This is a genomic window from Streptomyces sp. P9(2023) (assembly GCF_032436795.1).
In the GTDB taxonomy this organism is placed as follows: domain Bacteria; phylum Actinomycetota; class Actinomycetes; order Streptomycetales; family Streptomycetaceae; genus Streptomyces.
On sequence record NZ_JAUPWM010000006.1, the window covers coordinates 227,784 to 254,083 of the forward strand.

The following is a 26,300-nucleotide window of genomic DNA, read 5'->3' on the forward strand; positions in this document are numbered from 1 at the left end:
ACACCCCGCTCAGCTCCCCCCCGGGCGTACCAGGCCGATGTCGTAGGCGTGGACGGTGGCCTGGGTGCGGTCGCGCAGGCCCAGTTTGACCAGGATGCGACTCACATGGGTCTTGACGGTCTGCTCCGCGAGAACGAGCCGAGTGGCTATCTCGGCGTTGGACAGACCGTTCGCGATCAGCGCGAGCACCTCGGTCTCACGCTCCGTCAGATCACCGACGCGGCCCTTGAGCGGGGCCCGGGGCGCGGCGCTGAGCCGGGAGAACTCGGCGATGAGGCGCTTGGTGATGTTCGGTGCGAGCAGGGCCTCGCCGCTCGCCACTACCCGTACCGCGTGGGCGAGTTCCTCGGCGGAGGCGTCCTTGAGGAGGAACCCGGAGGCACCGGCGCGCAGCGCTTCGTACACGTACTCGTCCAGGTCGAAGGTGGTCAGGACGAGCACCTTGACGGTGGAGCCGGCGGGTTCGGTGAGGTGGCGGGTGGCGTCGATGCCGTTGGTGCCCGGCATACGGATGTCCATCAGGACGACGTCGGGGGCGAGTTCGACGGCCTTGGCGACTGCCTCGGCGCCGTCGACGGCCTGGCCGACGACCTCGATGCCGGGTTCGGCGTTCAGCAGCACCGTGAAGCCCTGACGGACCATCATCTGGTCGTCGGCGATGAGAACCCGGATCGTGCCGCTGGTCATGTGCCGTCCTTCTGTGGGGTGTTCGGTACGGGGAGGGTGGCGGTCACTTCGTAGCCGCCGTCGGGGGTGGGTCCCACGGCCAGTTCGCCGCCGAGCATGGTGGTGCGTTCGCGCATCCCGAGCAGGCCGTGCCCGGGTCCGGGCGGTCCGGGCGGCCCCGGTGAGGAGAGGGCGGAGGCCGGGTCGGCGGGGCGGGTCGGTGGGGTGTTGGCGACGCGCAGGGTGAGCCCGGTCGGCCGGTGGCCGATCTCCACCCGTACCCGGGCGCCGGGGGCGTGCCGCATCGCGTTGCTGAGCGCCTCCTGGACGATGCGGTACGCCGAGAGCTCGATGCCGGGGGCCAGCGGCATGCGCTCCCCGGTGGTCGTGGCGTCGACGGTGAGTCCGGCGGCGCGGACGTTGGCGAGGAGGTCGTCGAGGCGGTCCAGGGTGGGCTGGGGCGCGTGTCCCGCCCGGTCCGCGTCGGGGTCCTCGGCCCGCAGGACGCCGAGGACGCGGCGGAGTTCGGTGAGCGCCTCGACCGCGTTCTGGCGGATGCCGGCCAGGTGTTCGCGCAGTTCGTCGGAGGGGTTCTCGACGAGATGCGGGGCGACCTGGGCCTGGATGGAGATGACGGACATGTGGTGGGCGACGACGTCGTGCAGTTCGCGGGCGATCCGCCCGCGCTCCTCCAGGAGGGTCCGACGGGCCCGTTCCTCGGCGGTGAGCTCCTCCTGGACGGTGAGCCGGGTCCGGGCCACGCGGCTGCCGCGTTGCGCGGCGCCGACGATCACCGCGATGGAGAAGGCGATCGTGCCGCCCGTCAGGGAGCCCTCGGCCGACGTGAGGAAGATGTTCAGCGCGCCGGACAGGACGGTGACGGCCAGGGCGATCCCGGCGGCCGGCGCCGACACCCGCAGGGCCAGAAGGAACAGGAGCAGGGTCTGCAGGGCGATGCCGTACGCGCTCCAGGGCCACAGCCCCTGTGCGTCGGCGGCGTGCTGACTACTCAGCCCGATCAGGAAGAGCGCGGTCGTGGAGATCCACCAGGCCCCGGCGGGTCGGGACAGGGCGAGGACGAGCGCGACCACCTGGACGACGATGAGCGCGCGGGTCTGCCCGAAGGGGCCGACCACCCGTGCGTACACGTTCACGTCACCGATGCCCACGAGCACCGCGAACAGCGCGACATGGGCGTGCGGCAGCCTGCCGAGCCAGGTGTGGCGGGGCAGCGGGTCGCGGGCCCAGGTCCACAGCTCGGCGCGGAGCGTCCCCGGTGTCTCCCGCAACGCGCCCCGCAGCCACGCCTGATGGCGCTCCCCCATGTGTTCCCCCTTCGGCCCGTCCACCCTAGGCACGTCGCGCCTTCCGCCTCGCGGCGGGGCGCGCCTCGCGGCCGGGCCTGCCGCCCTGTTCGTACGTACGGAAGGCGGCGCAGCAGACCAGCAGCGCGGCGGCGAAGAGCGGCAGCCAGGCGATGCGGGCCAGGATCCAGCCGTATCCGTCGGGGACGGAGTGGAGGCCGGGGAGCGGGCCGTGGCCGAGGAGTCCGCCGGCGAGGAGGCCGGTCGCGGTGACGGCGATCATCGCGGTCTGGTGCCAGAGGAAGACGGTCATCGCGCTCAGGTTGAGCAGCGCCACCGCGGCCCAGGCGGCGGGCCGGCGCAGGGCCCGGCGCAGCGGGCCGAGCAGCAGCAGTGCGCCACCGCACTGGGCGAGGCCGAAGGTGACGGCGGCGAGCGTGGGCGGGTTGAGGTTGGAGACCGGGGCGCCGGGGACGCCGACCATGGCTGCGGGGTAGCCGGCGAAGAGCACGAGGAGGGCGGTGGCGGCGGTCCCGCCGAGCAGCAGGGTCCAGCCTGTCCTGCGGTCCTTCAGGCCGTTCCGGGCCCAGGCCGCGCCGAGGCAGTACGGGACGAGCCAGCCGGCGGCCACGTTGATCCAGCCGAGCCAGGCAGGCCCGTCGAGGCCGAAGCGGATCAGGTCGACATGGAGGACGACGGCGAGCGGCCACAGCGGGTGGACGCGGGCGACGAGCGGGGTCGCGGCGGTGAGCGCGGCGAAGACGAGCAGGAACCAGAGCGGTGAGAGCACGAGCTTGCCGAGGGTGTGCACGGTCTGCCAGGGCACCCCGGCGGCGAGTACCGCGAGGGCGACGACGGTCCAGACTGCGAGCACGGCGGCGACCGGCCGGAAGAGCCGGCCGAGGCGGGCCCGGAGCCAGTCGCGGTAGGGCTCGTGGCGGTCGCGGGCGGCGGCATGGCCCCGGGCGGCGACCAGCCCGCCGACCAGGAAGAAGACGGCGAGGGTCTGGAACAGCCAGGAGACGGGGGTGAATTCGGGCAGGTGGGTCAGGGGGCTGGCGCCGCGCACCGTGCCGCTGTCGGCTATCAGGGCGGTGACCAGCCAGTGGCCTAGGACGACGCCGAGGATGGCGAGCGCGCGCAGGGCGTCCAGGGCACGGTCCCGGCCCGGTGGCGTGAGGGCCTCGATACGGCGGCTGTACGCGCGGACGAGGTCACGCATCGGCCGGCTCCCGTCCCGCGACGATCCGGGCGAGGTTCGCCAGCGGTACGGAGCCGGGCACGAGGTAGTCGCTGTGCCCGCCGGGGCCGGCGTCGAAGACGCGGGCGCCGTACTCCGGGTCGACGGGGTCGGTGCCGAAGCCGAGTTCGCCGAAGGGCAGCGGGACCCGGAGGTGCGGCACGTGCGCGATCCAGTCGGAGCCGCCCCGGCCGGCCCAGACGGCGGCCCGGGTACGCAGGTCGGCGGCGCGGTCGGTGCCGGTGCCGGGGCTGCCGTAGAACACGAGCGCGTCGGCGGGGAGTCCGGGGGCGGCCTCGGCGCAGACGACGGAGCCGTAGGAGTGGCAGAGGAGGGTGAGCCGGGCGGCCGGCTTGACCGCCTTCAACTCCCGTACCAACTCTCGCAGTTCGGGGGCGGCCTCTTCGGCGCGACCCGGGGTGAGGGCGGCGGCGCTCGCGGTGGCGGGGGTGCGGTAGCCGAGCCAGGCGAGGACGGCGCTCCGTCCGCCCAGCTCGCGCTGGAGGGCGACGGCGCCGGCCCGGAAGCGTGCGCTGCCGAGCGCGGTGTCGGAGCCGGGGACGAGGACGGCTGTCCGGTCGGCGCGGGCGAGGTCGCCGACGACCTCCACACTGCGGCCGCCGTCGCGGCCGTCGAAGGAGAGGAGGTGGCGGTCCCGGCCCGCCATGGCCCGCAGGGCGGCGGCCCGCTTCCGGTCGCCGTAGTCGTCGGCGGTCCTGGCCGCGGCCAGGACCGCGTCGCGGTTGACGGCGTACCGGGCGTCCAGGGTGGTCGCCGTGGCCTGGGTGAGGGTGCCGAGCGCGGGTGGTGCGGGCGCCGGGACGGCGGCGGGGCGGGCGGCGCCCGCGGTCGGCACCGCCACCGAGGCGATGACGAGCGCGTTGAGCAGTGTGCGGCGCAGCCGGCGGCTGTGCGGGCGGGACGCCATGGCGTGTCCTTCCGTACCGGAGTGGTTCGTCGTTCCGGTGCCGAACGTATGGATCACGCGTTGTAGTCGGCGTCCCGCCAGGGGGGACAGTCGTTCTGTAGCTCCGAAGTATGACGGGTAGGGGTGGCGTCCTTCCGGGGCCGTCGCGACGCGCTGGCCTCACGCGTCGGTGCGGCCTCGGCGGGCGGGGAATCCGTGGGTGCGGGCGGCCGTGACGACGGCCAGGGCGAGGATCAGGAGCGCGAGCGCGCTCCAGGGCAGGGCTTCCGCGCCGAGCCGGCCGAGCAGGAGCCCGCCGACGATGCCGCCGCCCGCCATGGCCGCGTTCCAGAGGCTGACGAGCATGGTCTGCGCGGTGTCGGCGGCTTCGCCGCCCGCGTCGCCGACGGCCGTCTGCAGCAGGGTCGGCGCGCCGCCCCAGCCGAGCCCCCACAGGATCGCGGCGGCGTAGACGAGGGCGGCGCTGTCCGCCGGGACGGCGAGCACGCCGGTGGCGACGGCGAACAGGGCGGGGCCCGCGAGGGTCAGGATCCGCACGCCGCGGTCGATGCGCAGGCCGGTGAACCAGATGCTCAGCAGCGAGGCCACGCCGAAGACGAGGAGGACCGTGCCGGTGGAGCCGCCCATGCCCAGGTGGTCGAGGAAGGCGGCGACGTAGGTGTAGAGGACGGTGTGGGCGAGGACGAGGACTAGGGTGACGAGAAGGACCGGGGCGACGCCCGGCATGGCGAGGGTCCGCCGGATCGGTGCCCGGCCGCCCCGGGGCTGCCCGGGGAAGTCGGGGACGGCGAGGGCGATCCAGCCGATCAGGACGGCGGCGAGCGCGGTCATGAGGAGGAACGTCGACTGCCAGCCGAGGGCCGCGCCGAGGAAGGCGCCGGCGGGCACGCCGAGGGAGAGCGCGACCGGGATGCCGGTCATGACGACGGCGATCGCCCTGCCCTGGAGGTGGACGGCCACCATCCGCCGGGCGTAGCCGGCGAGCAGCGCCCAGGCGAGACCGGCGGCGACGCCGGCGACGAACCGGGCGGCCATGGTGAGGGGGTAGTGGGTGGAGAGGGCGGTGACCGTGTTGGCGACGGCGAAGCCGGCGACCGCCGTGAGCAGCAGTCGCTTGCGGCGCCAGCCGGCGGTGGCGGCGGTCAGCGGAATGGCGGTGAGCGCGGTGCCGATCGCGTAGATGGTGACGGACTGGCCCATGGCGGGTTCGCCGACACCGAGATCGGCGCTCATCGCGGGGAGGACGCCGGCGGGCAGGGTCTCGGTGAGGCTGGTGACGAAGACGGCGGTGGCCAGGGCGAGGAGCGCGGGCCAGGGCAGCCGGCCGGAGGGGATCCGGGCGGCCGGCAGCCGGACTTCGCGGACGGGCGAACCGGCCTTCTGTGCGGTGTGGTTGCTCATGCCACGTATGCTGAAACCTTCACATTGATGTGAAGGTCAAAGCGACAGGCTGTGAGGTGGACCACATGCGCATCGGGGAGCTGGCGGACCGCACCGACACCCCGCGCAGGATGCTGCGCTACTACGAGGAGCAGGGGCTCATCGTCGCCGATCGCACGCCGAACGGCTACCGCGCCTACGACGAGTCGAACGTGGACCGCGTCCTGCAGATCCGCGGCCTTCTCGACGCGGGGCTGCCGACGCGGCTCATCAAGCAGATCCTGCCGTGCCTCGACAAGCCCCGCGTCATCCACTTCCCGGACGCCACACCGGAGATGCTCGCCACGCTGGAGGACGAGCGGAACCGGATGACCGAACGCATCCGGTGCCTGACCCGCAACCGGGACGCGATGGACGAGTATCTCGGTGCCGTACGGGAGAAGTTGGCGACCGGCTCCACCGCCGGGGGCTGAGGCGCCCCGGCCGCGGCGAGGTTCAGCCGGCCGCCGGGCCGGTCCAGCCGACCGGGATACGGGCCAGCCGGACGCGCTGCGGGTGGTCGCCGACCGAGACCGAGGCGACGGCGCGACCGGTGGCGAAGTCGATCGCGGTCACCTTGTCCGAGCCGCTCTCGGAGATGACGCAGGAGCGTCCGTCGCCGCTGACGGTGGCCCAGTACGGCTTGTCGGCCGTGACCAGCGGGCCCTCCCGCAGGCTCGTGCGGTCCACGACGGTGGCGTAGTCGTCCATCGTGGCGGCGACGCAGAGCTTGGAGCCGTCGGGGCTCATCGACATGCCGTGGTGGCGCGAGTCGTTGACCCAGGTGGTGCGGTCCGGGTCGGTCGCCGGGTTCTCCGGGAGCGTCTTCAGCCGGGTGATGCGGTCGGTGGCGACGTCGTACTCGAGGAATCCGTTGAAGAACGAGACCTGGAAGTAGAGCGTGGACTCGTCCGGGGTGAAGGCGACGGGCCGGACGGCGTCGGAGAGGTCCTTACGGCCGAAGGCGTCGAGCCGGGCCCGCATGTCGATGACCCGGACCTGCTCGAAGGTACGGGCGTCGACGACGGTGATCTTGCGGTCGCCCTTGGTCCAGTCCCAGCCCGGTCCGTCGAGCGCCGTGGTGACCTCGCCGATGGCCATGTTCCAGAGGTACCGGCCGTCGGCGGTGAAGACGTTCTCGTGGGGCTTGTCGCCGGTGGTGAAGGAGCCGACCTCCTTGCCCGTGGTGATGTCGAGGACGTGCACCCGGTTGGAGGTGGAGGCCGAGACGGCGACGCGGGTGCCGTCGGGTGAGACGGCCATGTGGTCGGAGCGGAAACCGGACACGGGGAAACGCCAGTTGATCCCGCCGGATTTGAGGTCGATCGAGACGACGTCGGCGAAGCTGGGCCGGGAGACCACCATCGCCGAGCCGTCCGGCGTGGCGTACATGTCGTCGACGAACTGGTCGTGGCCCTCGCCCGGGCCCTGCCGGATGCCGAGGAAGTAGGCGAGCTTGATCGGGTTGAGCCCGATCTCCCACATCCGGGCCTCGCGGTCCGGTATGACGTTGATCCGGCCGACGCGGGAGAAGTCGCCCCTGGCCTCGATGACGTCGGCGGTGCCGTCCCAGTTGTTCCCCACGAACATCACCTCCCGCAGCCCGTCGGCCGCGGCGGGTGCGGCGGGTGCGGCGGGTGCGGCGGGCGGAGCGGCGGCGACGGAGCCGCCGCCCCCGGCGGTGAGCATGAGGGCGGCGGCCAGGGAACCGAGCAGGAGGCGACGGGCGCCCCGCGTCCGGGCAGCGGACATCGGCGTTCCTTCCAGGAGACCGGGCGGCATCAACTGCCCTGCCTGACAGTGCGACTTACCCGACAGTAAGGAGTCGATGCGCAGCCCACAAGAGATCGGAACGCGTCGTTCGGATCAGCCGTTGGGGTAGGCCCGGGCGATCAGCTTCTGACGCAGGACGGTCCACTGCGCCGACATGTCGTGCACCAGATAGAGATCGCGGCGGCGCGTCCAGGCCTGGCCGGACTCGGGGTCGTACGTCCCCGGGAACTCGGTCCCGCGCGGCGCGAACGCCCGCATGCCCCGGTCGCGGGTGGTCTGCACACACCGCTTGACGTGGTCCCGGAAGCCGACCACGCCGGCCGTGCCGATGCCGCCGGGCAGGTCCTTGCGGGCCGCGGCGACCTGGGCGGCGACGCCGTCGGTGCTGAGGTACGTGATCGTGCCGTCCTCGGCGACGACCGGCTCGATCGAGGTCACGTCCGTCATGTGGTGCTTCGACTCCAGGAAGCGGGCGATCTCCCACTGCGCGTAGACGGGAACGTCACGGCGCTCGCGGAGGGCGGCGACGGTGTCGGCCAGCGCCTCGTTGACCGGGCCCGGCTCGGGGCGCACCTTCGTCGGGTCGCCGCCGCCGGCCGGGGGACGGTTGCCGAAGCCGTACGCGACGATGAAGTCGAGCTCGCCGAGCGCGACCGTCTCCGGGTGCCAGTCGAAGCCGACGTCGTAGAGGTGCGGGACGAGGGCGCGGGCGGCGACCTTGTCGTCGAACTCGCCGGCGAGCACCGCGAGCATGTGGTGCGGCAGCCCCTCGCCGCCCCGGCGTTCGGTCTCCCGGCCCCCGTCCGTCCGCTCCGAGGCTGCCTGCGCCGGCGGCGCGGCCAGGACGGCCGGTGCGGCGATGGCGGCGGTGACGGCTGCTGCGAACTCACGTCGTTGCACGGGAGGGCCTCTCTCTGTGTCGTACCCGGAGGGATCGTCCGCAGCACCGGGGAAGCCCCGAAGAACACAACCGGAAGGAACGGCACCGCTCTCGTGAAAGTCCTCGTCAGCGGGCCCGGTCATAGCGCAGCAGGACCACTCCGTTGCCGAACGTCCGGGTGCTGGTCAGGGTCAGCGGGGTCGCGGCGTCCGTCTCGCGGAAGAGGGGTTTGCCCCGGCCGATGAGGACGGGGTGGACGGAGATGTGGAAGGCGTCGATCAGGTCGTGCTCCATGAAGGACGCGGCCAGGTCGGCGCCGCCCAGGATCAGGTCTCCCCCGGGCTCCTCCTTGAGCGCCCGGACCTCGTCCGGGTCGACCCGGCGGACGATCGTCGTGTTCCAGTCGGCGCTCTCCAGCGTCGTGGAGTAGACGGTCTTGGGAATGTCGCGCCAGATCCTGGCGAACTCCACGATCTCCGGCGAGCTGTTCGGATCGGCGTCGGCGGTCGGCCAGAAGTCGGCCATCAGCTCGTGGGTGACCCGGCCGCTGAGGATGCCGCCCATCGCGCCGACCTGGTCGTTGAAGTACTGGTGCAGCTCGGCGTCGACCATGTGCCAGTCGATGTCGCGGTCCGGGCCTTCGATGTACCCGTCGAGGGAGACCCCCATCATCAGGACGATCTTCCGTGTCATGTTCAGGTCTCCCTCGTGTGGGGCGCGGAGGTGCGCCGGTCTCGTCAGGGCATGCGGCGGGCTCCCGCCACGATCGCCTCACGGATCCGGTTATAGGTCCCGCAGCGGCAGATGTTGCGGATTTCGTCGAGGTCGGCCTCGTCGATCTCCCGCCCGGCCTCCCGCGCCGCGCGGACCTTGGCGACGGCCGTCATGATCTGGCCGGGCTGGCAGTAGCCGCACTGGACCACGTCGATGTCCAGCCACGCCTCCTGCATCGGGTGCAGCTCCTTGCCGACGGTCGCCGGGAGGCCCTCGATCGTGGTGATCTCGTCGGTGGGGGCGATCTCCTTGACCGGGACTGAGCAGGGGTTGAACGCCTTGCCGTTGATGTGGCTGGTGCACGCCTGGCAGACGCCGAGCCCGCAGCCGTACTTGGGGCCGGTGACGCCGAGGACGTCCCGGAGCACCCACAGCAGCCGGACGTCGTCCTCGACCTCGGCCGTGACGGCCTTGCCGTTGAGGATGAAGGTGTGGTGCGGCACGGTGGCTCCTGGGTCCTAGAAGGCGCGGTCGAGGCCGTCGACCGGCGACGCGGGGATCGGCGGGGTGGTGGGCAGCGGCTCGAAGGCGAGCGGCTCGCCGTGGTTGACGGGGAACGTCGTCGGCATGGTGCCGGTGGCCCGGCCGTACGCGCAGGCCACGGCGGCCATCGCGGCGGGCACGGCCAGCTCGCCCGCGCCGCCGGGCCGGTCCGAGGTCGGCGGCATGACGACGATCTCGAGCTCGGGCGGGGTGTTCCACTGCCGGGTGTAGAAGTAGTTGTCCCAACTGCCCTCCTCGAAGTGACCGTCGCGGAGGTGGAGGCCGGAGGTGAGGGCGAGGGCGATACCGTCCACGATGCCGCCCATCATCTGGGCCTCCAGACCGCGCGGGTTGACGGCGAGACCGACGTCGACGGCGCAGACGACCTTGGTGACGCGGGGGCCGGTGTACGCGTCGTGGATCTTCCGGCCGGTCGTCTCGGGCCGGCAGTCGATCTCGGCGAGTACGGCGACGACGCCGCGGTACTCGGGGTGGAGCGCGATGCCCTGGGCCATGCCGGCGGGCAGGGACCGGCCCCAGCCGCCCACCTCCGCGACCTTGGCGAGGACCGCGCGGGCGCGCTCGTCCTTGAGATGCTTGCGCCGGAACTCGTACGCGTCCTTGCCGGTGCGCCGGGCCAGTTCGTCCACGACGAGCTCCTGCGCGCAGCGGACGTTGGGCGAGTAGATGCCGCGCATGGAGCCGGTGTTGAAGCCCTTGTCGGTCTCGCTGAGCAGCTGCGTGGTGACCCCGAAGTGGTACGGGCTCTGCTGGGTGAGCGCGAAGATCGTCTCGGAGAAGGCGAGGTCGCCCACGGGCAGTTGGGCGGCAGTGGAGGTGATGATCTCGCCGAGGCCGTGACCGAAGTCGGTGGCGACGGAGGTGTGGCGCTGCTCGTACGTCAGCACCTCGCCGAGCGTGTACGTGGCCCGGACCCGTGAGGTCGACATGGGATGCGTACGGCCCTGGCGGAAGTCGTCGGTCCGGTGCCACATCAGCTTCACCGGCTTGCCCATGGCCTGGGAGATTTCGGCGGCCTCTCCGGCCGCGTCGTGGAAGAGCTTGCGGCCGAACGACCCGCCGCCCTCGGTGACATGGACCTTCACGGCGGTGACCGGGAGGCCGAGCTTCAGGGCGATCTGCTCCTGGGCGACGATCGGTGTCTTGAGGCTCGCCCAGACCTCCGCCGAGTGCGGCCGCACGTCCGCGATGGCGCAGTTGGTCTCCAGGGCGCTGTTGCTGGAGAAGTGGAAGGTGAAGCGGGCGTCGACGGCCTTGGTGAGCAGCGGCAACGCCGGTACGACGAGCGGGAGTTCGGCGGCGCGCAGCTTCCGCTGGATGCTCGCGTCCGAGTCCCCGTCGGCGGTGCCGGGGCCCCAGGTGACCTTCAGGGCGCGGACGGCGTCGATGCACTGGCCGAAGGTGCGGCCGCGGACGGCGACGCCGGTGGAGATCCGCACCACGTCGGTGATGCCGGGCATGGCCCGGACCTCGGCCAGGTTGTCGACCGAGCGAACGGTGCCGTTGATCGTCGGCGGCCGGCAGACCATCGTCGGCAGGGCGTCGGACACCTGGACGTCCATGGCGAACTTCTTGCGGCCGGTCACGGCGTCCAGGGCGTCGATCCGCCGCTGGGAGGTGCCGATGACCTTGAACTCGGACGGCTTCTTGAGGGCGACGCCGACGGCGGTGTCGGTGTCGGCGGCCGCCTTCGCGGCGAGTTCGCCGTAGCCGATGCTCCGGCCGGTGGCCGAGGAGACGATCGCTCCGGCCTTCGCGGTGAGCGAGCCCAACAGCTCTCCGAGCTCGAGCGCGGCGGCGCGCAGCAGCCGGCCCCGGGCGACGGCGGCGGCCACGCGGATCGGGGTGAAGGTGGAGATCGTGGTGTTGGAGCCGCCGGTCATCTGGTTGAACAGCAGCTCCGGGCGGGCGTCCGCGAGGGTGACCCGGACCTTCTCCAGCGGCAGGTCGAGCTCCTCGGCGATCACCATGGCGGAAGAGGTGGTGATGCCCTGGCCGACCTCGGCCCGGGGCAGGGCGAAGGAGGCCGTGCCGTCGGCCTCGATCCGGATGGTGATCAGGTTCGCGGTGGGCACGGCGGCATGCGTGAGCATGTCGTTGAGGTCGTAGATCTCGGACGGTCCGGGCAGCGAGGGCACCACCGCGGGGGCTGCGGCCGCCGCCGGGGTGGGGGCGAGGACCGCCTCGCCGAGCTGGGCGGCGACGGTGAGGGTCGGTGCCGCCAGTACGTACCCGAGGAAGCGGCGCCGGTCCACGCCGTCGCCCGGCCCGGACTCCCCCTGCTGGTGCTGCGCATCCCCGCGCACGGTCATCGGCTGCCCTCTCCACGAATCACGACATCGGAACCACGACGTCGGAAGGATCATCGCGCATCGGCGCCCCTCCGCGTCGCGGAAAGTCGCGGGACTCACGCCGGTCACGCCAAGCTCTCACGGCAGGCCTCCGACACGACGGGACGAACCCGGGAATACCTCGCGCGGGAGCGGAGGTTCAGACCGAGCGTGACACCCGTCGCACTCGCTCGGAAGGCCGGCAGGCCCGAAGTCGGAAGGAACGTCCATGAAGATCGGCATCATCGGCGCAGGCAACATCGGCGGCAACCTGACCCGTCGGCTCACGACCCTGGGCCACGACGTGTCCGTCGCGAACTCCCGTGGCCCGCACACCCTCACCGCGCTCGCCGAGGAGACCGGCGCGACGCCCGTGACGGTCGAGGAGGCGGCCCGCGGCGCCGAGATCGTCGTGGTGACCGTGCCCCTGAAGGCCGTTCCCGATCTGCCCGCCGGGCTCTTCGACGGCGCGGCGGAGGGCTTCGCGGTGATCGACACCAACAACTACTACCCGCGTGAGCGCGACGGCCGGATCGCCGCGATCGAGGACGACGGCCTGACCGAGAGCCGCTGGGTCGAGCAGCACCTCGGCCACCCGGTGATCAAGGCGTTCAACGGCACCTACGCCCAGGACATCCTGGACAAGCCCCTCCCGGCCGGCGACCCGGAGCGCATGGCGCTGCCCGTCGCGGGCGACGACGAGGTCGCGAAGAAGACGGTCCGCGCCCTGATCGACCAGCTGGGCTTCGACACGGTCGACGCGGGCGGGATCGACGACTCCTGGCGTCAGCAGCCCGACACGCCGACCTATGGTCTGCGGGCCGGCGTCGAGGCGGTGACGAAGGCCCTCGCGGAGGCGTCCCCCGAACGGCCCGCCGCGTTCCGAGGCTGACAACACCCCGCGCCGGTCTAGGGTGTTGCGCCATGACCGAAGACCTTCGCGTACACCAGACCCGCGCCTCGTACGACACCGTCGCCGTCGACTACCACCGGCTGATCGGTGGCCTGATCACCATCACTCCCATGGAGCTCGGCATGCTCGCGGCCTTCGCCGAGGAGGTCGCGGCCGCCGGACTGGGGCCGATGGGTGATCTGGGGTGCGGGACCGGGCGCATGACGGGGTATCTGAAGGCCATCGGGGCCGACGTCTTCGGCATCGACCTGTCGCCGGGCATGATCGCGGTGGCCCGGGAGTCGTACCCGGGGCTGCGCTTCGACGTGGGGTCGATGGCGGCTCTGGACCTGCCGGACGGGTCCCTCGGCGGCGTGCTGTCCTGGTTCTCGACGGTGCACTCCCCGGAGGGCGAACTGGCCACGTTCTTCGGCGAGTTCGTACGCGTCCTGGCTCCGGGCGGCGCCCTCTGCGTCGGCTTCAAGGTGGGCGACGAGCGGGTGTCGCTGGAGAAGGCGTACGGCCATGAGGTCGCCCTCGACGTCTACCGCTACCCGCCGGACCGTATCGCCGCCCTCATGACCGACGCGGGATTCGTCGAGACGGCCCGCCTCGTCCGAGCGGGGCACGGCGAGATGGAGAACACCCCGCAGGGCTTCCTGATGGCGCGCAAGCCCGTGTGACACCGCCGAACTGGGGGGACCGCAGGGTCAGTCGGCGTACGCGGCCGCCGGCGGGCCCTGCGGGTGCGCGCCCAGGGTCGGGGCGAGCCACTTGTCGTACGACCGCGTCCACGGGCTGCTCGCGCCGCCCGCGCGGTAGTCCTCCAGGACCGCGTTGACCCGGCGGACCAGGTCGGTGTCGTCCTTGTTCATGGCGACGCCGTAGAGCGAGGTGTCCAGGCGCGGCCCGACCAGCTGGAGGGTGGGGTCCTGCGCGGCCAGTCCGGCGGCGAGGGTGGCGTGGGTGAGGACGGCGTCGACGTTCCCCTGCTGGAGCTCCACCAGGCAGTCAAGATGGCTCGCGGTCTCCACGGCGACCGCACCGGTGCCGGACGACTTCAGGAGGTCGGAGGCCGAGCTGCCCTTGCTCAGGCAGACGCGCCGACCGCGCAGCTCGGAGTCGAAGCCCGTGATCGTGGAGCCCTGGGGCACCAGGAGCCGGTGCCCGGTCTCGAAGTAGACGCTGGAGAACGCCACTTCGGCCAGTCGCTCGCAGGTGATGCTCATCGTGCGCACGATGACGTCGACCTGCCGGGACCGCAGCCTGGGGACCCGCTGGCTGGGCGGCATGCTGACGAAACGGACCATGGCCTTCGGCCCGAGGATGTCCCGGGCGATCGCCCGGACCAGGTCGATGTCGAACCCGGCCGGCTCCTGGGCGTCATGGTCCAGTGAGGCCCACAGATAGCTGTTGAGGTCGACGCCCGCGATCAGGTGGCCGCGCTCCCGTATGCGCCGCACCGCCTCGCCGTCCACCCGCTCGGGGCGCGGGCTCGCGCGCCGGGGGTCGCAGGACGGGGCCCGGGCGGGCGGGGCGGCAGCGGGACGCCCGGCGTCGACGCGGGATTCGGTCGACGGACCCTTCGTGACGGCGGCGGCAGGCGCCGCGGCGAGCATGGTCGCCATGAGCATCAGCCAGAGCGTGAGGCGGCGGCCCAGTGATCCCCTCCCCTGCCGTACCGACCCGGACCCAGCAGTCACACGCCCCACCCCCGCGCAGCCGACCGACACCCCGCCCCAAGGCTACGCATCCACACGCCAACTCCACGTGTTTTACCGAGAGTTGGGGAGCTGTTGGGGCAAGCTTCACCGGCCTCGCAGGACGGAGAGCTCGCGCAGGGGGCGCCTCGTGCGCTTCGGCCGCGTCAGGCCCATGGGACGCGCGGGGCGTGCGGGGCGCGTGGCGCGCTTCGGCCGTGCGGCGCGGAGGCGACGGGGAGAAAGAGGCGGCAGCGGAGACAGCCGGGCGCGCTGGGCCCCCGTGGTGATGAGGGCGTTCACCGACGTCATCGGGTCGGCGCCCACGCTCCTGGCCAGCAGCATGCCGGCGGCGAGCGGGAGCAGCACCACCGCCAGCGCGGAACCGGTGGTCGTGACGTGCTGCATGCGGCTGGTGCGCCGGTCGTCCGAGGTCATGCCCCCATTCGACCAGCGGGGGCCCGGCCCGGGTATCGGGCGAGGTACTCACTCCGTACGTCCGCGGATACTCAGGCCGGCAGGCCGTTCCGGCGTGCCCGCTTGGCGGGTTGGGGCCGGGTGGGGTTGCGTGGGCGGTGCACCGCACCGTACGCGCACCCGAGGAGCCACGACACCATGGCCGACTACCGCATCGAGACCCTCCGCACCGGCTACCGGCAGTGGATCGCCCGCAACGACCGGGGTGCTGAGGTACGCATGGGCGCGGCCGACGACGCGGACGCACAGCCGTCGTTCACCCCGGTCGAGCTGCTGCTCGCGGCCATGGGCGGCTGCGGCGGGATGGTCGTGGACCGGACGGCGCGCGCGGTGGACCACGACGACCTGCGGATCGTGGTGGAGTCGGTCTCGGGTCCCGAGGACGACGGCCGGGTGGGCCGGATCAGGGTCAGTTACGAGTTCGAGCTGCCCGACAGCAACCCCAAGGCGGCCGAGGTGTTCGCCCGCGGGGTGCGGCTCACGCACGAGAAGTTCTGCACGGTGAGTCGCACCGTGGAACACGGTGCGACGGTGGAGGCCGTGCTGCCCGACGGGACGATCGGCTTCCGCGCCGGCTGACCGGCCCGCACGGGGTTTGCCCGCGCCGTGCGCGGTGACACGCGGGGTGTGTGCCCGGCAGCGGAGAGGCAGGCAGGAGGTTCGGCCGTGTCGATCAACGGAAAGCACGTCCTCGTCCTCACCACGAACTACGGCACCGAACAGGACGAGCTGAAGAAGCCGGTGGCGGCGCTGCGCGCGGCGGGCGCCCGGGTCACCGTGGCCGCGAAGAAGGCCGAGCCCGTCGTGACGCTCGTGTCGGACCGGCGGGCCGGTGAAGCCATCGAGCCCGACACCACGTACGACACGGTGTCGGCGGCCGACTACGACGCGGTGGTCGTGCCGGGCGGGACCGTCAACGCCGATCGCCTGCGGACGGATCAGACGGCGGAGCGGCTGCTGGTGGCCTTCGCGACGGCCGGCAAGGTCGTGGCCGCGATCTGTCACGGACCGTGGCTGCTCATCGACAGCGGGCTGGTCGCGGGCAAGGAGGTCACCTCCTACCCGTCGATCGCCACCGACCTCGTGAACGCGGGCGGTACCTGGCGGGACCGCGAGGTCGTCGTCGACAGGTCGGGCGGATTCCCCCTCATCACCTCCCGCAGGCCGGCCGACGTCGGGCCGTTCTCCGAGGCGATCATCGAGGCGCTCGTCGGGGCAGGGCTCCCCGCGCCGGCGTGAGGGCGGCGGCCGGGGAGCCCACGGGGCGGTGCGGCCACTCCGGCGGTCAGTCGAGCCAGATCGCGCGGACGCCGCGCAGCGGGTCGCGTTCCACGCGCGGCTCGGCGTCCCAGACCATGGTGGCGCGGTCCTCGGCCGTGTAGCGCGGCCACGACGGGCCCGGGTCCTGGTCCCGTACGAAGGAGACCCACGCGCGGTGCATCGCGTCGGCCAGGGCGCGGGGTGGCGCCTCGCCGGCGACGGCGGTGACGCCTTCGGCGTCCAGGAGGTCGAAGGCGTAGGGCAGGTCCAGGCAGTGGAAGGCCGTGCCGTTGACGGGTGACGCCCACGCGAACTCGTAGAGCCAGGTGGGGCGTTCGCGCGCGGCGCGGGCGTCCGCGACGGCCAGCGAGGGCGCGCGGAAGGTGACGTCGGTGAGCGCCTGGCCGAACAGCGTGTCCGGGCCGGCCGCCGCGTACGCCGTGGTGAAGGCCTCGACCCGGTCCTCGGCAAGGCCGAGCGAGCCGAGGAGGAACGACACGGGCGGTCCGTCGGGGGCGGGGACGGCGTTGAACTCATGGGCGGTGCAGCCCAGCATGAGCGGTACGCCGGCGCCCGCGTCCCCGGTCGTCAGGGCGTCGAGGACGGGGTCCGGGATCAGCTCGCCGTCGGCGAAGGGCGCCAGGGACAGCAGGGACGGCAGGCCTTCGCGGTCCGGGCCCGGCGCGGTCAACCGGTCCTGGAGGTCGAGGAGTTCGTCGTCGCTCAGGTCGCGGAGCGCGGCGGCGGTGGCGGGTACGCCGGTGCGGGCCGTGAACAGGCGCGCGGCGGCGCGGGCGACCTCGGGGCCGTCGGGGCGCAAGACGGCCCCGGAGACGGAGAGCGCGCCGCGGAAGAGGCCTTGGGAGGCGGGGACGGCGAGCAGGGCCTGTACGGCGCCGCCGCCCGCCGACTGGCCCGCGACGGTGACCTTGGCGGGATCGCCGCCGAACCGGGCGATGTTGTCGCGGACCCATTCGAGGGCGGCGATCCAGTCGCGTACGCCCCGGTTGTCGGGGGCGCCGTCGAGGTGCAGGAAGCCCTCGACGCCGAGCCGGTAACCGAGGGAGACCAGGACGACACCGTCCCGGTTGAAGGCCGATCCGTCGTACCAGGGGCTGGCCGCCGACCCCGCCACGTACCCGCCGCCGTGGATCCAGACGAGCACGGGCAGCCCGGCACCCGGGTCGGTGCCGGGCGTGAAGACGTTGAGGTTGAGGATCCCGGCGCCCGGGATGGAGGGCTCGGGGATCGTGGTCACGTCGGCGAAGGGGCGGCGCTGGGCGGTCGGACCGTACGCGGTGGCGTCCAGGGGCTCGGTCCACGGGTCCGGCGGCACCGGCGCCGCGAACCGGAGGTCGCCGACGGGCGGCTGCGCGTACGGGATGCCGAGGAAGCGGAGGCTCCCGTCGGCCCGGAGCTCGCCGCGGACGGGGCCCCGGGTGGTGGTGACGGTGGTGGCGGTCATGGGAGCAGCGTCCGGCCGGTGATCAGCCGCGTCAACGCCTGGGGCCAAATGGTGACACGTGTCACTTGCGCGTGTCAGTGAGTGCACGTGTGGGGTGTGCGTGAGGCTGCCGTCATCCTGACTGGACTCCGGTCGGGCGGGGTACGACTGACTCGACGGGACGGAGGGCGCGCATGGCGGGGCTGCACGCGGGGACGGCGGTCGGGATCCTGGTGGTCGCCACCGGGGTCGGTCTCATGGCGCTCGGCGCCGCCCGCCAGGGGCGCTCGGTCCGGCCGTTGGCCCCCGCGCGGGCCTGGGCGGCCGACCGGCGTGACCACTGGCGGGTGCTGCGGCGGGCGGCCGGGATGGCGATCGCGTCGGCGCGCGGGGCGGCCGGCGCGGGTGAGCCGGCGATCATCACGGTCTCGGACGTCCTGCGCCTGGCCGACGAACACTTCGCCCACCCGAACGCGGACCCCCACCTCGCGGCGGCCGCCCTCCGGCACGAGTACGAACGGTACGCGTGCGCCCGGGACTGCGTGACGGACGCGTACGGCTGAGGGCCCGGCGCGGACCGGGGGCGGTTGGCGTGGCCGGCCGGGGCGGCGGGCGTTCAGGCGCCGGGCGGCTGGGGCGGCGGGACCGGGGTGCCCTGGTGGTAGTACATGCGCCAGGTGCCGTCGTCGTGGCGGCGCCAGAGGGAGCTGCGGCGGGCGTGGCGGCCGTCGATGTGCGTCTCGTACGTCAGATGGACAAGCCCGGGCGCCAGGAGGCGGCCTGTCAGCTCCGAGGGTTCGTAACGCGGTCCGTCCCCGGAAGCACCCTGCATCTCGGGCAGCGCGGCGAGCATCTCCTCGTACGTCCAGCGGCGGCCGGACGCGCCCACCTCCACGAAGTCCGGATCGAGCAGGACCCGGGAGAGCGCGCGCGAGGAGCGTACGGAGGGTTCCAGCAGCCGTAGTTCCCCCGCGATCGCCTCGGCCACCTGTTCGGCCGCGTCCTTCTCGTCCACCGGTCCTCGCTCGATTCCGTCGTCGTGTTCGTGCCCCGCGTTCACAGGGCGATCCAGTAGCGGCGCTTGCGGCCGATCTCGGTGTCGCGGGTGTCTTCCAGGACCCCGCCGTTGCGCTCGATCGCGCGCGCGGATGCGATGTTGTCCTCGTCGCAGGTCACCAGGACCCGGTCGAGGCCGAGGGCGCGGGCCTCGGGGAGGACCGCGCCGAGCGCCCAGGTGGCGAGGCCCCGGCGGCGCGCGGAGGGCCGGATGCTGTAGCCGACGTGCCCGGCGGCGCGCAACAGGAAGTCGTTGAGCCGGTGACGCAGATCGATCGCGCCGACGTACGCCTCGTCCTCGACGATCCACCAGTGCGTGGCGTGCACCCGTCCGTCGCCCAACGGCCGTGTCGGGTCCGCCTGTTCGCGCAGCCGCCGGACCCAGGCGGCGAAGACCTCGGGAATCGCGAAGGCGTCCTGCTCGGCCAGCCCTATCCCCGCGCCGGCCTGGCGGGCGCCGGGGTTCCACTCCGCATGCGCTTCGAGCCAGGAGCGATGAAGACGGGCGGTGGGGGTGACCAGTTCGGGCATGCGGGCGACGATAACAGGCCCATGCCCCTGCTGATCTGGCCTTTTCGGCGCCCGTTCGGGGTACGGGGCGGACGCGCACGTCCAGCGAGCCCGCCATCGGCGGCCCCGCGTTCGGGTCACGCGTCCCGGCGGGTCAGGCGTCCGTCCGCGTCAGGCGTCCGGGCGGACGGCGTAGCCGCCGAAGCCGACCCAGTCCAGGGCCACGCACGGTTCGTCGCCGACGACCCAGGCGTCGTGGCCCGGCTTGACGGCGTAGAAGTCACCGGGGCCCAGCTCGCCCGACTCGCCGCCGTCCATGACGACCTTCAACCGGCCACTGACGACGTAGCCGACGTGATCGGCCATGCAGCTGTCCGTACCGGCGATGGGCTTGACGTGCTTGCTCCACTGCCAGCCCGGCTCGAACACCGCCCGGCCGACCGGGCCGCGGTCCGTGGTGATGAGGTCGAGTCTGCCCTTGCCCCCTTCGAACGGACGGGTCTCATCCGCCGAGTCGAAGCTTCTGGAGGAGATTCCGGTCATGGCCGTCCGCCTCTTGATGGTGTGACGTGAGATCCCCGAGTCCACTTCCAGGCTACGCCGAACCGCCATCCCGGGCCGCCTCGTTGCCCGCGAGCGCGCCCCACGCCGTACCCGCCCCGTACCCCACCCCCGTACCAGGCCCGCACCCGCGGCCGAGCGGCGCGCGCACCCCACGTACGCCCCGCGCCACGCCCCGTGGCGGACTACCGTCGGTAGACGAGGACCGTCGTCCACCACGAAGACCGTCGTCCCACCACGAAGACCGTCGCTCATCACCGGGAGGTACCCCCGTGACCGCCGAGCTCAACCACACCATCGTCCACGCCACCGACAAGCACCGCTCCGCCGAGTTCCTCGCCTCGGTCCTGGGTCTGGAGGTCGGCGCGCCCTTCGGGCCCTTCATCCCGGTGGCCGCCGGCAACCGCGTGACCCTCGACTTCTACGAGAACGCCGACGCGCCGGTCGTCTCGCAGCACTACGCCTTCCTCGTGCCGGACGACGAGTTCGACGTGATGATCGCCCGCCTCGTGGCGGCGGGCGTCACGTACTTCTCCGATCCGGGCCATACGGAGCCGGGGCAGGTCAACGAGCTCTTCGGCGGCCGCGGCGCCTATTTCGACGACCCCGACGGGCACAACATGGAGATCATCACCCACCCCTACACCACATGACATTTTCTTGAACATTCATGGAACAGCTCCGCCCCTTGGGGGATTCGCGCTAATTCGCCCGATGTTTTCTGTCCGGATCCGATATCGGGCAGACCTACACATAAAGGCCAGATAAGCGCACAATGAAACCGCGACACAACGCCGCACACGATCGATCAGACGTGCAAGACGCCAGAAGGAGGCGAGTCGTATGTCTGACGTCTCTCACCGTCCTGGTGATATCAGGGGACACCCCGACGCGACGGAAATGCGGGATCGCTACTCGCAGATACTCCAGACGCGGGGCGTCGCGGCGGTCGAGGAACTCGTGATCCTCGCCGGTATCTACGCCGCGGTCTCCGGGTGGGTGGTCCACTTCTCGACTGCCAGGCCCGAACTCGCCCTCAGCAACCTGGTCACCGGCATCGCCCTCGCGGTCCTCGGCCTCTGCATGTCGATGGCCCCGGAGCGGTCCCAGGACCTGAACTTCGTCGTCCTGGCGCTCGGCGCATGGCTGATCATCTCCCCCTGGGTGGTCGCCACGACCGACGCGGGAACTGGCGCGATCCTGAGCAACGTCATCACCGGCGCATGCGTCTGCCTCTTCGCCCTCACGGCAGGCGGACTGCTCATGAGCAAGACCAGAAAAACGTGACGAAGCGCTGATCCTCTCCCAGAACGGCGCCCTTTCCCCCGCTCGGGGACGGGGCGCCGTCGCCGTGCCACATGCGCAAATCCAGACACACTTACCCCCAACGCCCCAGGCAAGGTAACGAATTGACCCATGGCGTTTCGGCCACATAAGTTCTGCGTAAGCTTGCTCCACAGGGACAGGCTCCCGCTAGCATTTCCCAGTCCTTGGGGGGACTAAGTGAACTGGTACCTCGACGTTCTCAAGAAGTACGCGGTATTCAACGGCCGTGCGCGCCGCCAGGAATACTGGATGTACATGCTGTTCAACCTCATCGCTTACATCGTCGTCGCCGTCGTCGACGTGGTGCTCACCACGCAGCCGCTGCTGACCGGCATCTACGCGCTGGGCGTCTTCCTGCCGACCCTCGGCGTGACCGTCCGCCGTCTGCACGACACGGGCCGCTCCGGCTGGTGGATCCTGATCGGCGCGATCCCGCTGGTCGGCTTCATCATCCTCATCGTGTTCTACGCGACCGAGGGCAACCAGACGGACAACTCCTACGGCCCGAACCCGAAGCTCGCGCCCGCGTACTGAGCCGTGCAGTAGGTCAGGCAGCCCCCGGAAATCCCTTCCGGGGGCTTCGCGCATTTCGGACGCCGTAAGCCCAGTGACGGTTCGTAGCATTTGACGAGCCCGCCTTGTGCATGACGGCGCACGACCCGCCTCCTCCCCCGCCCCTAGCCTCGCCGTAATGGCGCGACACGAACACATGCACGAACGAGGGGCGGTATCGGTGAACTGGCTCATCCATGACTACCGCGAGAGCGATCTCGCCGCAGTGGTCCACCTGATCGACACCACGGCCGAGCTCGGCCAGGAATCCGTCTTCTCCCTGGCCGAGTGCATCAGCGCCCTGACCTCCCGCCAGCCGGCGGTCGTCGCCGTGCACCAGGGCGTCCCCATCGGGGCTGCGCTCGCCTGCGTCTCCGGCGAACGGGCCTGGGTCATGCGGATCGCCATCTCCTCCGCCTGGCGCGGCCGCGGCCTCGCCAGCGCCCTGCTGGTCGAGTTGGAGCGGCGGCTGGTCGCGGCGCGGGTCGGACGGATCGCGTACGTCCTGCCCGAGGAGGACCTGCTCGGCGAAGGTCTGCTCAACGCCGGCTACACCCGGCAGCCCGCCGTCGCCTACTTCGAGAAGGTGGAGCCGCTGCACGGTCCCGCCGCCAACCTCCTCGACGACCTCGGCGGCCGGCTGCTGCCCGGCGATCTGTGGGCCAAGGTGGCCGGCATGGAGCGGGAGAAGGACCTGATCGAACGACGTGTCGTCCTGCCGCTCGCCGAACCGGAGCGCGCGGCGCGGCACGGTGTGCGGCCGCCGCGCGCGGTGGGTCTGTTCGGGCCGCCGGGAACCGGCAAGACGACCTTCGCGCGGGGCATCGCCTCGCGGCTGGGCTGGCCGTTCGTGGAGATCCTGCCGTCCCGCCTCGCCGACGAGGGCAACCTCGCGGCGGCCCTGCGCTCCGCGTTCGCCCGGATCGCCGAGCTGGAGCGGGTCCTGGTCTTCATCGACGAGGTCGAGGAGATCGCCCCGGTCCGCCGGGAGCCCGCGCAGCCCGGCGGCATGCACGGCGTGACCAACGAACTCCTCAAGCTCATCCCGGGGTTCCGCGAGCGGGACGAGCGGCTGCTGGTCTGCGCCACGAACTCGATCCGCTCCCTCGACCCCGCCTTCCTCCGGCCAGGTCGCTTCGACTACCTCATCCCGATCGGTACGCCGGACAAGGCGGCGCGCGCCGCGATCTGGGGGCGCTACACCGAGGGCCGGGCCGATGTCGACATCGACGAACTGGTGGCGGCGAGCGACCTGTTCACGCCCGCCGACATCGAGCACGCCGCGCGGATCGCCGCACAGAACTCCTTCGAGCGCGATCTGGTCGCCGTGGGCGGCCGGTCCGCCACCGAGGAGCGGCTGCCGGGCGCGACCACGGCGGACTATCTGGAGGCAATCGGCCAGTGTCGGCCGACGGTGACACCGGAGATGATCACCCAGTTCGAGTCGGACATCACCACGCACGCCCGGTTCTGACGAGGCGCCGCCAACGGCGCCCGCGCGCTCGTAGGGCCGCTTGTCAGTGCTCGTCCCTATCGTGGTGTGAGTGGTCCCCGGGACACATCCGGGGACCACAGCGGCGACGTCGACGACAGGGGGACCCGGACTGTGGAGCGGTACGAGGGGCTCGAACTCATGACGGTCACGGAGACCGCCGAGCTGGAGGCGTGGCTGGAGACGCACCATGCCGACACGCCCGGGGTCTGGCTGAGGATCGCCAAGAAGGGCAAGGGCGGCGCTTCCCTGACGAATCCGGAGATCCTCGACTGCATGCTCTGCTTCGGCTGGATCGACGGGCAGCGCAAGGGCGGCGACGGGGCGTACTACTTCCAGAAGTACACCCCGCGCCGGTCCCGCAGCCTCTGGTCGCAGGTGAACGTACGCAAGGTCGAGGTGCTCACGGCGACGGGCCGGATGCGTGAGCCCGGGCTCGCCGAGGTGCGGGCCGCGCAGGCGGACGGCCGCTGGGAGGGTGCGTACCCGTCGCAGGCGGAGGCGACCGTACCGGACGACCTCGCCGCCGCCCTCGCGGCCGACGACCGGGCGCGGGTCTTCTACGAAGGGCTCGGGAAGACGGATCAGTATCTGGTGATCATGCGGTTGTGGCAGGCCCGCACGGCGAAGGGCCGGGCGCAGCGCCTCGAACGGATGGTGGCGAAGCTGGCGGCCGGCGAGAAGGTCACGTGACGGGCGGGGCCGGGGGGCCGGCGGCGCGGCGGTAGAGGACTTGGTGGGCGTCGTGCTCGACGAAGGAGGAGACGTGGGTCATGCCGACGGCTTCGAGGAGCCGTCGGGAGCGGTGGTTCGTCTCCTGGGTCAGCGCGACCACGGTGGGGGTGGCGCGGAGCGTGGCGGCGAGCACCGCAGCGACGGCCTCGCGCGCGTAGCCGTGCCCCCAGTGCTCGGGCAGGAACTGGTACGAGACCTCCGTCTCGCCGTCCCGTGCGCCGGGCTCCACGGTCACGAGCCCGAGCAGGACCCCGTCGCCCGCCCGCACGACCGCGTGCACGCCGGGCGCCCCGACGACGCGCCGCTGCCGGATCCGTACGACCTGCTCGGTGACCGGCCCGCCCAGGTGGCGCCGGACCTCGGGGTCGGTCCACAGCCGGGTGACGGCCGGCACGTCGGCCGCCCGTACGGGCCGCAGGAGCAGCCGCTCGGTGGTGAGGTCGCCGCTCGACGCGGTGGAGGGGGAGGCCTGCATACGTACGATCATCTCAGCCGGGGCGCCCTAGGTCGCCCGCCCTACGCCGGGACGGGGACCGGTCCCCGTCCATGGTCCGATGTGGCCCCGGGCGGGGCGGGCCTAGCGTCGTCGCCATGCGAATCGGAATTCTGGGTACGGGACATGTGGCACGGTCGCTCGCGGCGGGCTGGGCCCGCGCGGGCCATGACATCGTTCTCGGGTCGCGGCGACCCGAGGACACGGAACTTCTGGGGGAGTTGAAGGAGCTGCTGGACGCGGGCGTCCGCGTCGGGGATCCGTCCGCCGCCGCGGCGCACGCGGAGGTGCTGGTGAACGCGACACCGGGGCAGGCGTCGGTGCCCCTGCTCCAGTCGATCGGCGCCTCCGCCCTGGCGGGGAAGGTGCTGCTCGACGTCGCCGTCGGCTACCAGGAGGACGAGACGCTCTCGCACCCCCTGGTCAGCCTCGGGGAGGAGATCCAGAGCGCCTTCCCGGGTACGCCGGTGGTGAAGACGCTCTGCACGGTCGACCACGTGGTGATGGTGGCTCCGGGCGCCCTGGAGGGACCGAGCACGATCTTCCTGTCCGGCGAGGACGCGGACGCCAAGCGGACGGTGAGTGGGCTGCTGCTCGATCTGGGCTGGTCCCAGGAGTCCCAGCTCGACCTCGGCGGCATCGTGACGGCGCGCGGCCAGGAGCACTTCGCGCTGCTCTTCGTCGGCATCGCCCGGGCGATCGAATCGTTCGGCTTCGGAATCCGCGTGGTGCCGCCCGCGACCGCCTAGCGCCCGCCTTGGTCAGGACCGCAGCGGCGGGGCCTGCCACGTCATCCCCGGTGGTTGGAGCAGAGGCGAGGGCTCGGGGCCGGGGTCGTCGGTGTCGACGACCCCGGCGGCCGAGTGGTCGAAGCCGGCGGGCCAGCGGGTGTGCTCGCTGGCCAGGGCGCCGGTCAGTCGTGCTCCCGCGAGGTCGGCGCCGCTCAGGTCGGTGCCGCGCAGGTCGGCCATGCGGAGGTCGGCGCGGCGGAATACGGCGCCGTGGGCCTCGGCCTTGCGCAGCTTCGCCTCGCGCAGGTCGGCCTCGGTGAAGTCGGTGTCACGCAGGTCGGTTTCGGCCAGCTTCGCGCCTCGCAGGTCGGCCAGCACGCACCGAGCCCGGCGGAGGATCGCCGTCGTGAGGTCTGCGTGTCGCAGGTTGACCGAGACCAGGGACGCCTGGGTCAGATTGGCGTGGTACAGGCCCGCCGCCTCCATGCAGGCGCGGTCGAAGTTGACCTCGGGGAACCACAGCCCGTCGCAGTCGGCCCGGCGCAGGTCGGTGATGCTGAGGTTGACCCAGGACTGCTCCCGGTGTTGGCACAGCACGCCGAGTGCGGTCAGCGCCACCTGGGCGTCGGCGGCGCGGGTCTCCAGGGGGGCGATGTCGTTGATGGGCACGTCCGCCGCCGGCGATTCCGGCCCGGCCGGCGGCCAGGGCACGTGTGTACGCAGGTACGCGGCCTGGATCGAGATGATGGCCTCCCGGTCGCGGGCGGACTGCTCCGCGATCCGCCACAGCGCGTGCAAACCGCCGATGCGGACATCCAGCTTGTCGCTGCCGAGTTGGTCGACCGCCCTGCTGAACCGGTCGGTGACGTAGCCCTCCTGGGTGGCGCGCAGACCGTCCTGGCTCACCCGCAGCTGCCGCCAGGTGGCGTACGCGCCGAAGAGCACGACCAGTCCTCCGACCACCTGCAGAAGCGTCGTACGGACATCGTTCACCGCCTTCAGCCGATCCTGTGCGGCGACGCTCGCCCCAGCGAGATCGTGGTCGACCACCACACCCGGCAGTACGACGAACACCGTGCCCAGAACGACCAGCCCCGCGGCCCCGATCAGCAGAGCCGCGGCCGCACGAAGCCTGACCAGCCGGTCGCGCCACGCCCGCCGTCCGTGGCCCGGTTCCCCCATCCCCATGGGCATGGGAGCCTAGGCGCCGCTCAGAGAACGATCAAGAGCGCACCGTAACCTTCCCACCACCC

The 26,300-nt window shown here is 72.2% G+C and carries 29 protein-coding genes and 1 pseudogene; 12 read left to right on the forward strand and 18 right to left on the reverse strand.

Annotation, left to right across the window (positions count from 1 at the left end; all coding sequences use genetic code 11):
• Positions 1 to 9: 9 nt before the first annotated feature.
• From Q5762_RS11920 to Q5762_RS11940, 5 genes are all read right to left on the reverse strand, one after another.
• Positions 10 to 687: a response regulator transcription factor gene (locus Q5762_RS11920; RefSeq protein WP_315891988.1), complete on the reverse strand. Its 678-nt coding sequence runs from the start codon at positions 685 to 687 to the stop codon at positions 10 to 12.
• Entirely contained in the window at positions 684 to 1,991 is a 1,308-nt protein-coding gene (locus Q5762_RS11925; RefSeq protein ID WP_315891989.1) for a histidine kinase, read from the reverse strand. The genes Q5762_RS11920 and Q5762_RS11925 overlap by 4 nt, the downstream gene beginning before the upstream one ends.
• 25 nt (positions 1,992 to 2,016) lie before the next feature.
• A complete protein-coding gene (locus Q5762_RS11930) occupies positions 2,017 to 3,192 on the reverse strand; it encodes an acyltransferase (RefSeq protein ID WP_315891990.1) in 1,176 nt (391 codons plus the stop codon).
• The gene (locus tag Q5762_RS11935) at positions 3,185 to 4,138 is read right to left on the reverse strand and encodes an alpha/beta hydrolase (protein ID WP_315891991.1); all 954 of its coding nucleotides are present in this window, start codon (positions 4,136 to 4,138) and stop codon (positions 3,185 to 3,187) included. The genes Q5762_RS11930 and Q5762_RS11935 overlap by 8 nt, the downstream gene beginning before the upstream one ends.
• 159 nt (positions 4,139 to 4,297) lie before the next feature.
• Complete coding sequence (locus Q5762_RS11940; RefSeq protein WP_315891992.1) at positions 4,298 to 5,539, reverse strand: MFS transporter; 1,242 nt, start codon at positions 5,537 to 5,539, stop codon at positions 4,298 to 4,300.
• A gap of 65 nt (positions 5,540 to 5,604) precedes the next feature.
• Between Q5762_RS11940 and Q5762_RS11945 the strand changes: the two genes are divergently transcribed.
• Entirely contained in the window at positions 5,605 to 5,991 is a 387-nt protein-coding gene (locus tag Q5762_RS11945) for a MerR family transcriptional regulator (RefSeq protein WP_315891993.1), read from the forward strand.
• 22 nt (positions 5,992 to 6,013) lie between these two features.
• On the opposite strand, the gene Q5762_RS11950 is transcribed toward Q5762_RS11945, so the two are convergent.
• The 5 genes from Q5762_RS11950 to Q5762_RS11970 form a co-directional block, all read right to left on the reverse strand.
• Positions 6,014 to 7,309 carry a YncE family protein gene (locus tag Q5762_RS11950; protein ID WP_315891994.1) on the reverse strand — a complete coding sequence of 432 codons (1,296 nt, stop codon included), beginning with the start codon at positions 7,307 to 7,309 and terminating at the stop codon, positions 6,014 to 6,016.
• A 114-nt stretch (positions 7,310 to 7,423) separates the two neighbouring features.
• Complete coding sequence (locus Q5762_RS11955) at positions 7,424 to 8,230, reverse strand: hypothetical protein (protein ID WP_315891995.1); 807 nt, start codon at positions 8,228 to 8,230, stop codon at positions 7,424 to 7,426.
• Positions 8,231 to 8,336: 106 nt separating this feature from the next.
• Positions 8,337 to 8,903 carry a dihydrofolate reductase family protein gene (locus Q5762_RS11960; RefSeq protein WP_315891996.1) on the reverse strand — a complete coding sequence of 189 codons (567 nt, stop codon included), beginning with the start codon at positions 8,901 to 8,903 and terminating at the stop codon, positions 8,337 to 8,339.
• Between the two features lie 44 nt (positions 8,904 to 8,947).
• The gene (locus Q5762_RS11965; RefSeq protein WP_315891997.1) at positions 8,948 to 9,427 is read right to left on the reverse strand and encodes a 2Fe-2S iron-sulfur cluster-binding protein; all 480 of its coding nucleotides are present in this window, start codon (positions 9,425 to 9,427) and stop codon (positions 8,948 to 8,950) included.
• Positions 9,428 to 9,442: 15 nt separating this feature from the next.
• Positions 9,443 to 11,800, reverse strand: a complete 2,358-nt coding sequence (locus tag Q5762_RS11970) for a molybdopterin cofactor-binding domain-containing protein (RefSeq protein WP_315891998.1) — start codon at positions 11,798 to 11,800, stop codon at positions 9,443 to 9,445.
• 244 nt (positions 11,801 to 12,044) lie between these two features.
• Here Q5762_RS11970 and Q5762_RS11975 point away from each other — a divergent pair.
• Together Q5762_RS11975 and Q5762_RS11980 are read left to right on the forward strand one after the other, a co-directional pair.
• Positions 12,045 to 12,710, forward strand: a pseudogene (locus tag Q5762_RS11975) (NADPH-dependent F420 reductase); the annotation flags it as partial.
• Positions 12,711 to 12,742: 32 nt separating this feature from the next.
• Positions 12,743 to 13,393 (forward strand): class I SAM-dependent methyltransferase, encoded by a 651-nt coding sequence (locus tag Q5762_RS11980; protein WP_315891999.1) that lies wholly within the window; start codon positions 12,743 to 12,745, stop codon positions 13,391 to 13,393.
• A 27-nt stretch (positions 13,394 to 13,420) separates the two neighbouring features.
• Here the strand turns inward: Q5762_RS11980 and Q5762_RS11985 are convergent, their stop codons facing one another.
• Entirely contained in the window at positions 13,421 to 14,344 is a 924-nt protein-coding gene (locus Q5762_RS11985) for a glutamate ABC transporter substrate-binding protein (protein ID WP_315892000.1), read from the reverse strand.
• Between the two features lie 174 nt (positions 14,345 to 14,518).
• Positions 14,519 to 14,848: a hypothetical protein gene (locus Q5762_RS11990; protein ID WP_315892001.1), complete on the reverse strand. Its 330-nt coding sequence runs from the start codon at positions 14,846 to 14,848 to the stop codon at positions 14,519 to 14,521.
• 177 nt (positions 14,849 to 15,025) lie between these two features.
• Here Q5762_RS11990 and Q5762_RS11995 point away from each other — a divergent pair, with 177 nt between their 5' ends.
• Positions 15,026 to 15,466, forward strand: a complete 441-nt coding sequence (locus Q5762_RS11995; RefSeq protein WP_315892002.1) for an OsmC family protein — start codon at positions 15,026 to 15,028, stop codon at positions 15,464 to 15,466.
• Between the two features lie 87 nt (positions 15,467 to 15,553).
• On the forward strand, positions 15,554 to 16,126 hold the full coding sequence (locus Q5762_RS12000) for a type 1 glutamine amidotransferase domain-containing protein (protein WP_315892003.1): 573 nt from the start codon (positions 15,554 to 15,556) through the stop codon (positions 16,124 to 16,126).
• A 46-nt stretch (positions 16,127 to 16,172) separates the two neighbouring features.
• Here Q5762_RS12000 and Q5762_RS12005 read toward each other — a convergent pair whose 3' ends face one another.
• Positions 16,173 to 17,612, reverse strand: coding sequence for a carboxylesterase family protein (locus Q5762_RS12005; protein WP_315892004.1), 1,440 nt, complete (start codon positions 17,610 to 17,612; stop codon positions 16,173 to 16,175).
• Between the two features lie 173 nt (positions 17,613 to 17,785).
• Between Q5762_RS12005 and Q5762_RS12010 the strand changes: the two genes are divergently transcribed.
• Positions 17,786 to 18,154, forward strand: a complete 369-nt coding sequence (locus Q5762_RS12010) for a hypothetical protein (RefSeq protein ID WP_315892005.1) — start codon at positions 17,786 to 17,788, stop codon at positions 18,152 to 18,154.
• A 53-nt stretch (positions 18,155 to 18,207) separates the two neighbouring features.
• Here Q5762_RS12010 and Q5762_RS12015 read toward each other — a convergent pair whose 3' ends face one another.
• From Q5762_RS12015 to Q5762_RS12025, 3 genes are all read right to left on the reverse strand, one after another.
• Positions 18,208 to 18,606: a nuclear transport factor 2 family protein gene (locus Q5762_RS12015; RefSeq protein WP_315892072.1), complete on the reverse strand. Its 399-nt coding sequence runs from the start codon at positions 18,604 to 18,606 to the stop codon at positions 18,208 to 18,210.
• Positions 18,607 to 18,647: 41 nt separating this feature from the next.
• Entirely contained in the window at positions 18,648 to 19,178 is a 531-nt protein-coding gene (locus tag Q5762_RS12020) for a GNAT family N-acetyltransferase (RefSeq protein WP_315892006.1), read from the reverse strand.
• Between the two features lie 150 nt (positions 19,179 to 19,328).
• Positions 19,329 to 19,700 (reverse strand): cupin domain-containing protein, encoded by a 372-nt coding sequence (locus Q5762_RS12025; protein ID WP_315892007.1) that lies wholly within the window; start codon positions 19,698 to 19,700, stop codon positions 19,329 to 19,331.
• A gap of 290 nt (positions 19,701 to 19,990) precedes the next feature.
• Here Q5762_RS12025 and Q5762_RS12030 point away from each other — a divergent pair, with 290 nt between their 5' ends.
• The 5 genes from Q5762_RS12030 (at position 19,991) to Q5762_RS12050 (ending at position 23,781) form a co-directional block, all read left to right on the forward strand.
• Positions 19,991 to 20,371, forward strand: coding sequence for a VOC family protein (locus tag Q5762_RS12030; protein WP_315892008.1), 381 nt, complete (start codon positions 19,991 to 19,993; stop codon positions 20,369 to 20,371).
• A 190-nt stretch (positions 20,372 to 20,561) separates the two neighbouring features.
• Positions 20,562 to 21,005, forward strand: coding sequence for an SPW repeat protein (locus Q5762_RS12035; RefSeq protein WP_315892009.1), 444 nt, complete (start codon positions 20,562 to 20,564; stop codon positions 21,003 to 21,005).
• Positions 21,006 to 21,221: 216 nt separating this feature from the next.
• A complete protein-coding gene (locus Q5762_RS12040; RefSeq protein ID WP_315892010.1) occupies positions 21,222 to 21,578 on the forward strand; it encodes a DUF805 domain-containing protein in 357 nt (118 codons plus the stop codon).
• A gap of 199 nt (positions 21,579 to 21,777) precedes the next feature.
• Positions 21,778 to 23,070 (forward strand): bifunctional GNAT family N-acetyltransferase/ATP-binding protein, encoded by a 1,293-nt coding sequence (locus tag Q5762_RS12045; RefSeq protein ID WP_315892011.1) that lies wholly within the window; start codon positions 21,778 to 21,780, stop codon positions 23,068 to 23,070.
• A gap of 159 nt (positions 23,071 to 23,229) precedes the next feature.
• Positions 23,230 to 23,781, forward strand: a complete 552-nt coding sequence (locus Q5762_RS12050) for a YdeI/OmpD-associated family protein (protein ID WP_315892073.1) — start codon at positions 23,230 to 23,232, stop codon at positions 23,779 to 23,781.
• Here Q5762_RS12050 and Q5762_RS12055 read toward each other — a convergent pair.
• Complete coding sequence (locus Q5762_RS12055) at positions 23,774 to 24,298, reverse strand: GNAT family N-acetyltransferase (protein ID WP_315892012.1); 525 nt, start codon at positions 24,296 to 24,298, stop codon at positions 23,774 to 23,776. The two genes, Q5762_RS12050 and Q5762_RS12055, sit on opposite strands and share 8 nt — an antisense overlap.
• 116 nt (positions 24,299 to 24,414) lie before the next feature.
• Here Q5762_RS12055 and Q5762_RS12060 point away from each other — a divergent pair, with 116 nt between their 5' ends.
• Positions 24,415 to 25,065 (forward strand): NAD(P)-binding domain-containing protein, encoded by a 651-nt coding sequence (locus Q5762_RS12060; RefSeq protein ID WP_315892013.1) that lies wholly within the window; start codon positions 24,415 to 24,417, stop codon positions 25,063 to 25,065.
• A gap of 12 nt (positions 25,066 to 25,077) precedes the next feature.
• Here the strand turns inward: Q5762_RS12060 and Q5762_RS12065 are convergent, their stop codons facing one another.
• On the reverse strand, positions 25,078 to 26,235 hold the full coding sequence (locus Q5762_RS12065) for a pentapeptide repeat-containing protein (protein WP_315892014.1): 1,158 nt from the start codon (positions 26,233 to 26,235) through the stop codon (positions 25,078 to 25,080).
• Positions 26,236 to 26,300 lie beyond the last annotated feature (65 nt).

Coding starts and splice junctions, on each gene's coding strand:
- Q5762_RS12050 (WP_315892073.1), top strand. CDS start 23,230: ATGACGGTCACGGAGACCGCCGAGCTGGAGGCGTGGCTGGAGACGCAC.
- Q5762_RS12060 (WP_315892013.1), top strand. CDS start 24,415: ATGCGAATCGGAATTCTGGGTACGGGACATGTGGCACGGTCGCTCGCG.
- Q5762_RS12005 (WP_315892004.1), bottom strand. CDS start 17,612: ATGACCGCCACCACCGTCACCACCACCCGGGGCCCCGTCCGCGGCGAG.
- Q5762_RS11940 (WP_315891992.1), bottom strand. CDS start 5,539: ATGAGCAACCACACCGCACAGAAGGCCGGTTCGCCCGTCCGCGAAGTC.
- Q5762_RS11930 (WP_315891990.1), bottom strand. CDS start 3,192: ATGCGTGACCTCGTCCGCGCGTACAGCCGCCGTATCGAGGCCCTCACG.
- Q5762_RS11945 (WP_315891993.1), top strand. CDS start 5,605: ATGCGCATCGGGGAGCTGGCGGACCGCACCGACACCCCGCGCAGGATG.
- Q5762_RS11985 (WP_315892000.1), bottom strand. CDS start 14,344: ATGCTCATGGCGACCATGCTCGCCGCGGCGCCTGCCGCCGCCGTCACG.
- Q5762_RS11925 (WP_315891989.1), bottom strand. CDS start 1,991: ATGGGGGAGCGCCATCAGGCGTGGCTGCGGGGCGCGTTGCGGGAGACA.
- Q5762_RS11995 (WP_315892002.1), top strand. CDS start 15,026: ATGGCCGACTACCGCATCGAGACCCTCCGCACCGGCTACCGGCAGTGG.
- Q5762_RS11980 (WP_315891999.1), top strand. CDS start 12,743: ATGACCGAAGACCTTCGCGTACACCAGACCCGCGCCTCGTACGACACC.
- Q5762_RS12065 (WP_315892014.1), bottom strand. CDS start 26,235: ATGGGGATGGGGGAACCGGGCCACGGACGGCGGGCGTGGCGCGACCGG.
- Q5762_RS11970 (WP_315891998.1), bottom strand. CDS start 11,800: ATGACCGTGCGCGGGGATGCGCAGCACCAGCAGGGGGAGTCCGGGCCG.
- Q5762_RS11950 (WP_315891994.1), bottom strand. CDS start 7,309: ATGTCCGCTGCCCGGACGCGGGGCGCCCGTCGCCTCCTGCTCGGTTCC.
- Q5762_RS12055 (WP_315892012.1), bottom strand. CDS start 24,298: ATGCAGGCCTCCCCCTCCACCGCGTCGAGCGGCGACCTCACCACCGAG.
- Q5762_RS12020 (WP_315892006.1), bottom strand. CDS start 19,178: ATGCCCGAACTGGTCACCCCCACCGCCCGTCTTCATCGCTCCTGGCTC.
- Q5762_RS12010 (WP_315892005.1), top strand. CDS start 17,786: ATGGCGGGGCTGCACGCGGGGACGGCGGTCGGGATCCTGGTGGTCGCC.
- Q5762_RS11990 (WP_315892001.1), bottom strand. CDS start 14,848: ATGACCTCGGACGACCGGCGCACCAGCCGCATGCAGCACGTCACGACC.
- Q5762_RS11920 (WP_315891988.1), bottom strand. CDS start 687: ATGACCAGCGGCACGATCCGGGTTCTCATCGCCGACGACCAGATGATG.
- Q5762_RS11960 (WP_315891996.1), bottom strand. CDS start 8,903: ATGACACGGAAGATCGTCCTGATGATGGGGGTCTCCCTCGACGGGTAC.
- Q5762_RS12025 (WP_315892007.1), bottom strand. CDS start 19,700: ATGACCGGAATCTCCTCCAGAAGCTTCGACTCGGCGGATGAGACCCGT.
- Q5762_RS11935 (WP_315891991.1), bottom strand. CDS start 4,138: ATGGCGTCCCGCCCGCACAGCCGCCGGCTGCGCCGCACACTGCTCAAC.
- Q5762_RS12035 (WP_315892009.1), top strand. CDS start 20,562: ATGTCTGACGTCTCTCACCGTCCTGGTGATATCAGGGGACACCCCGAC.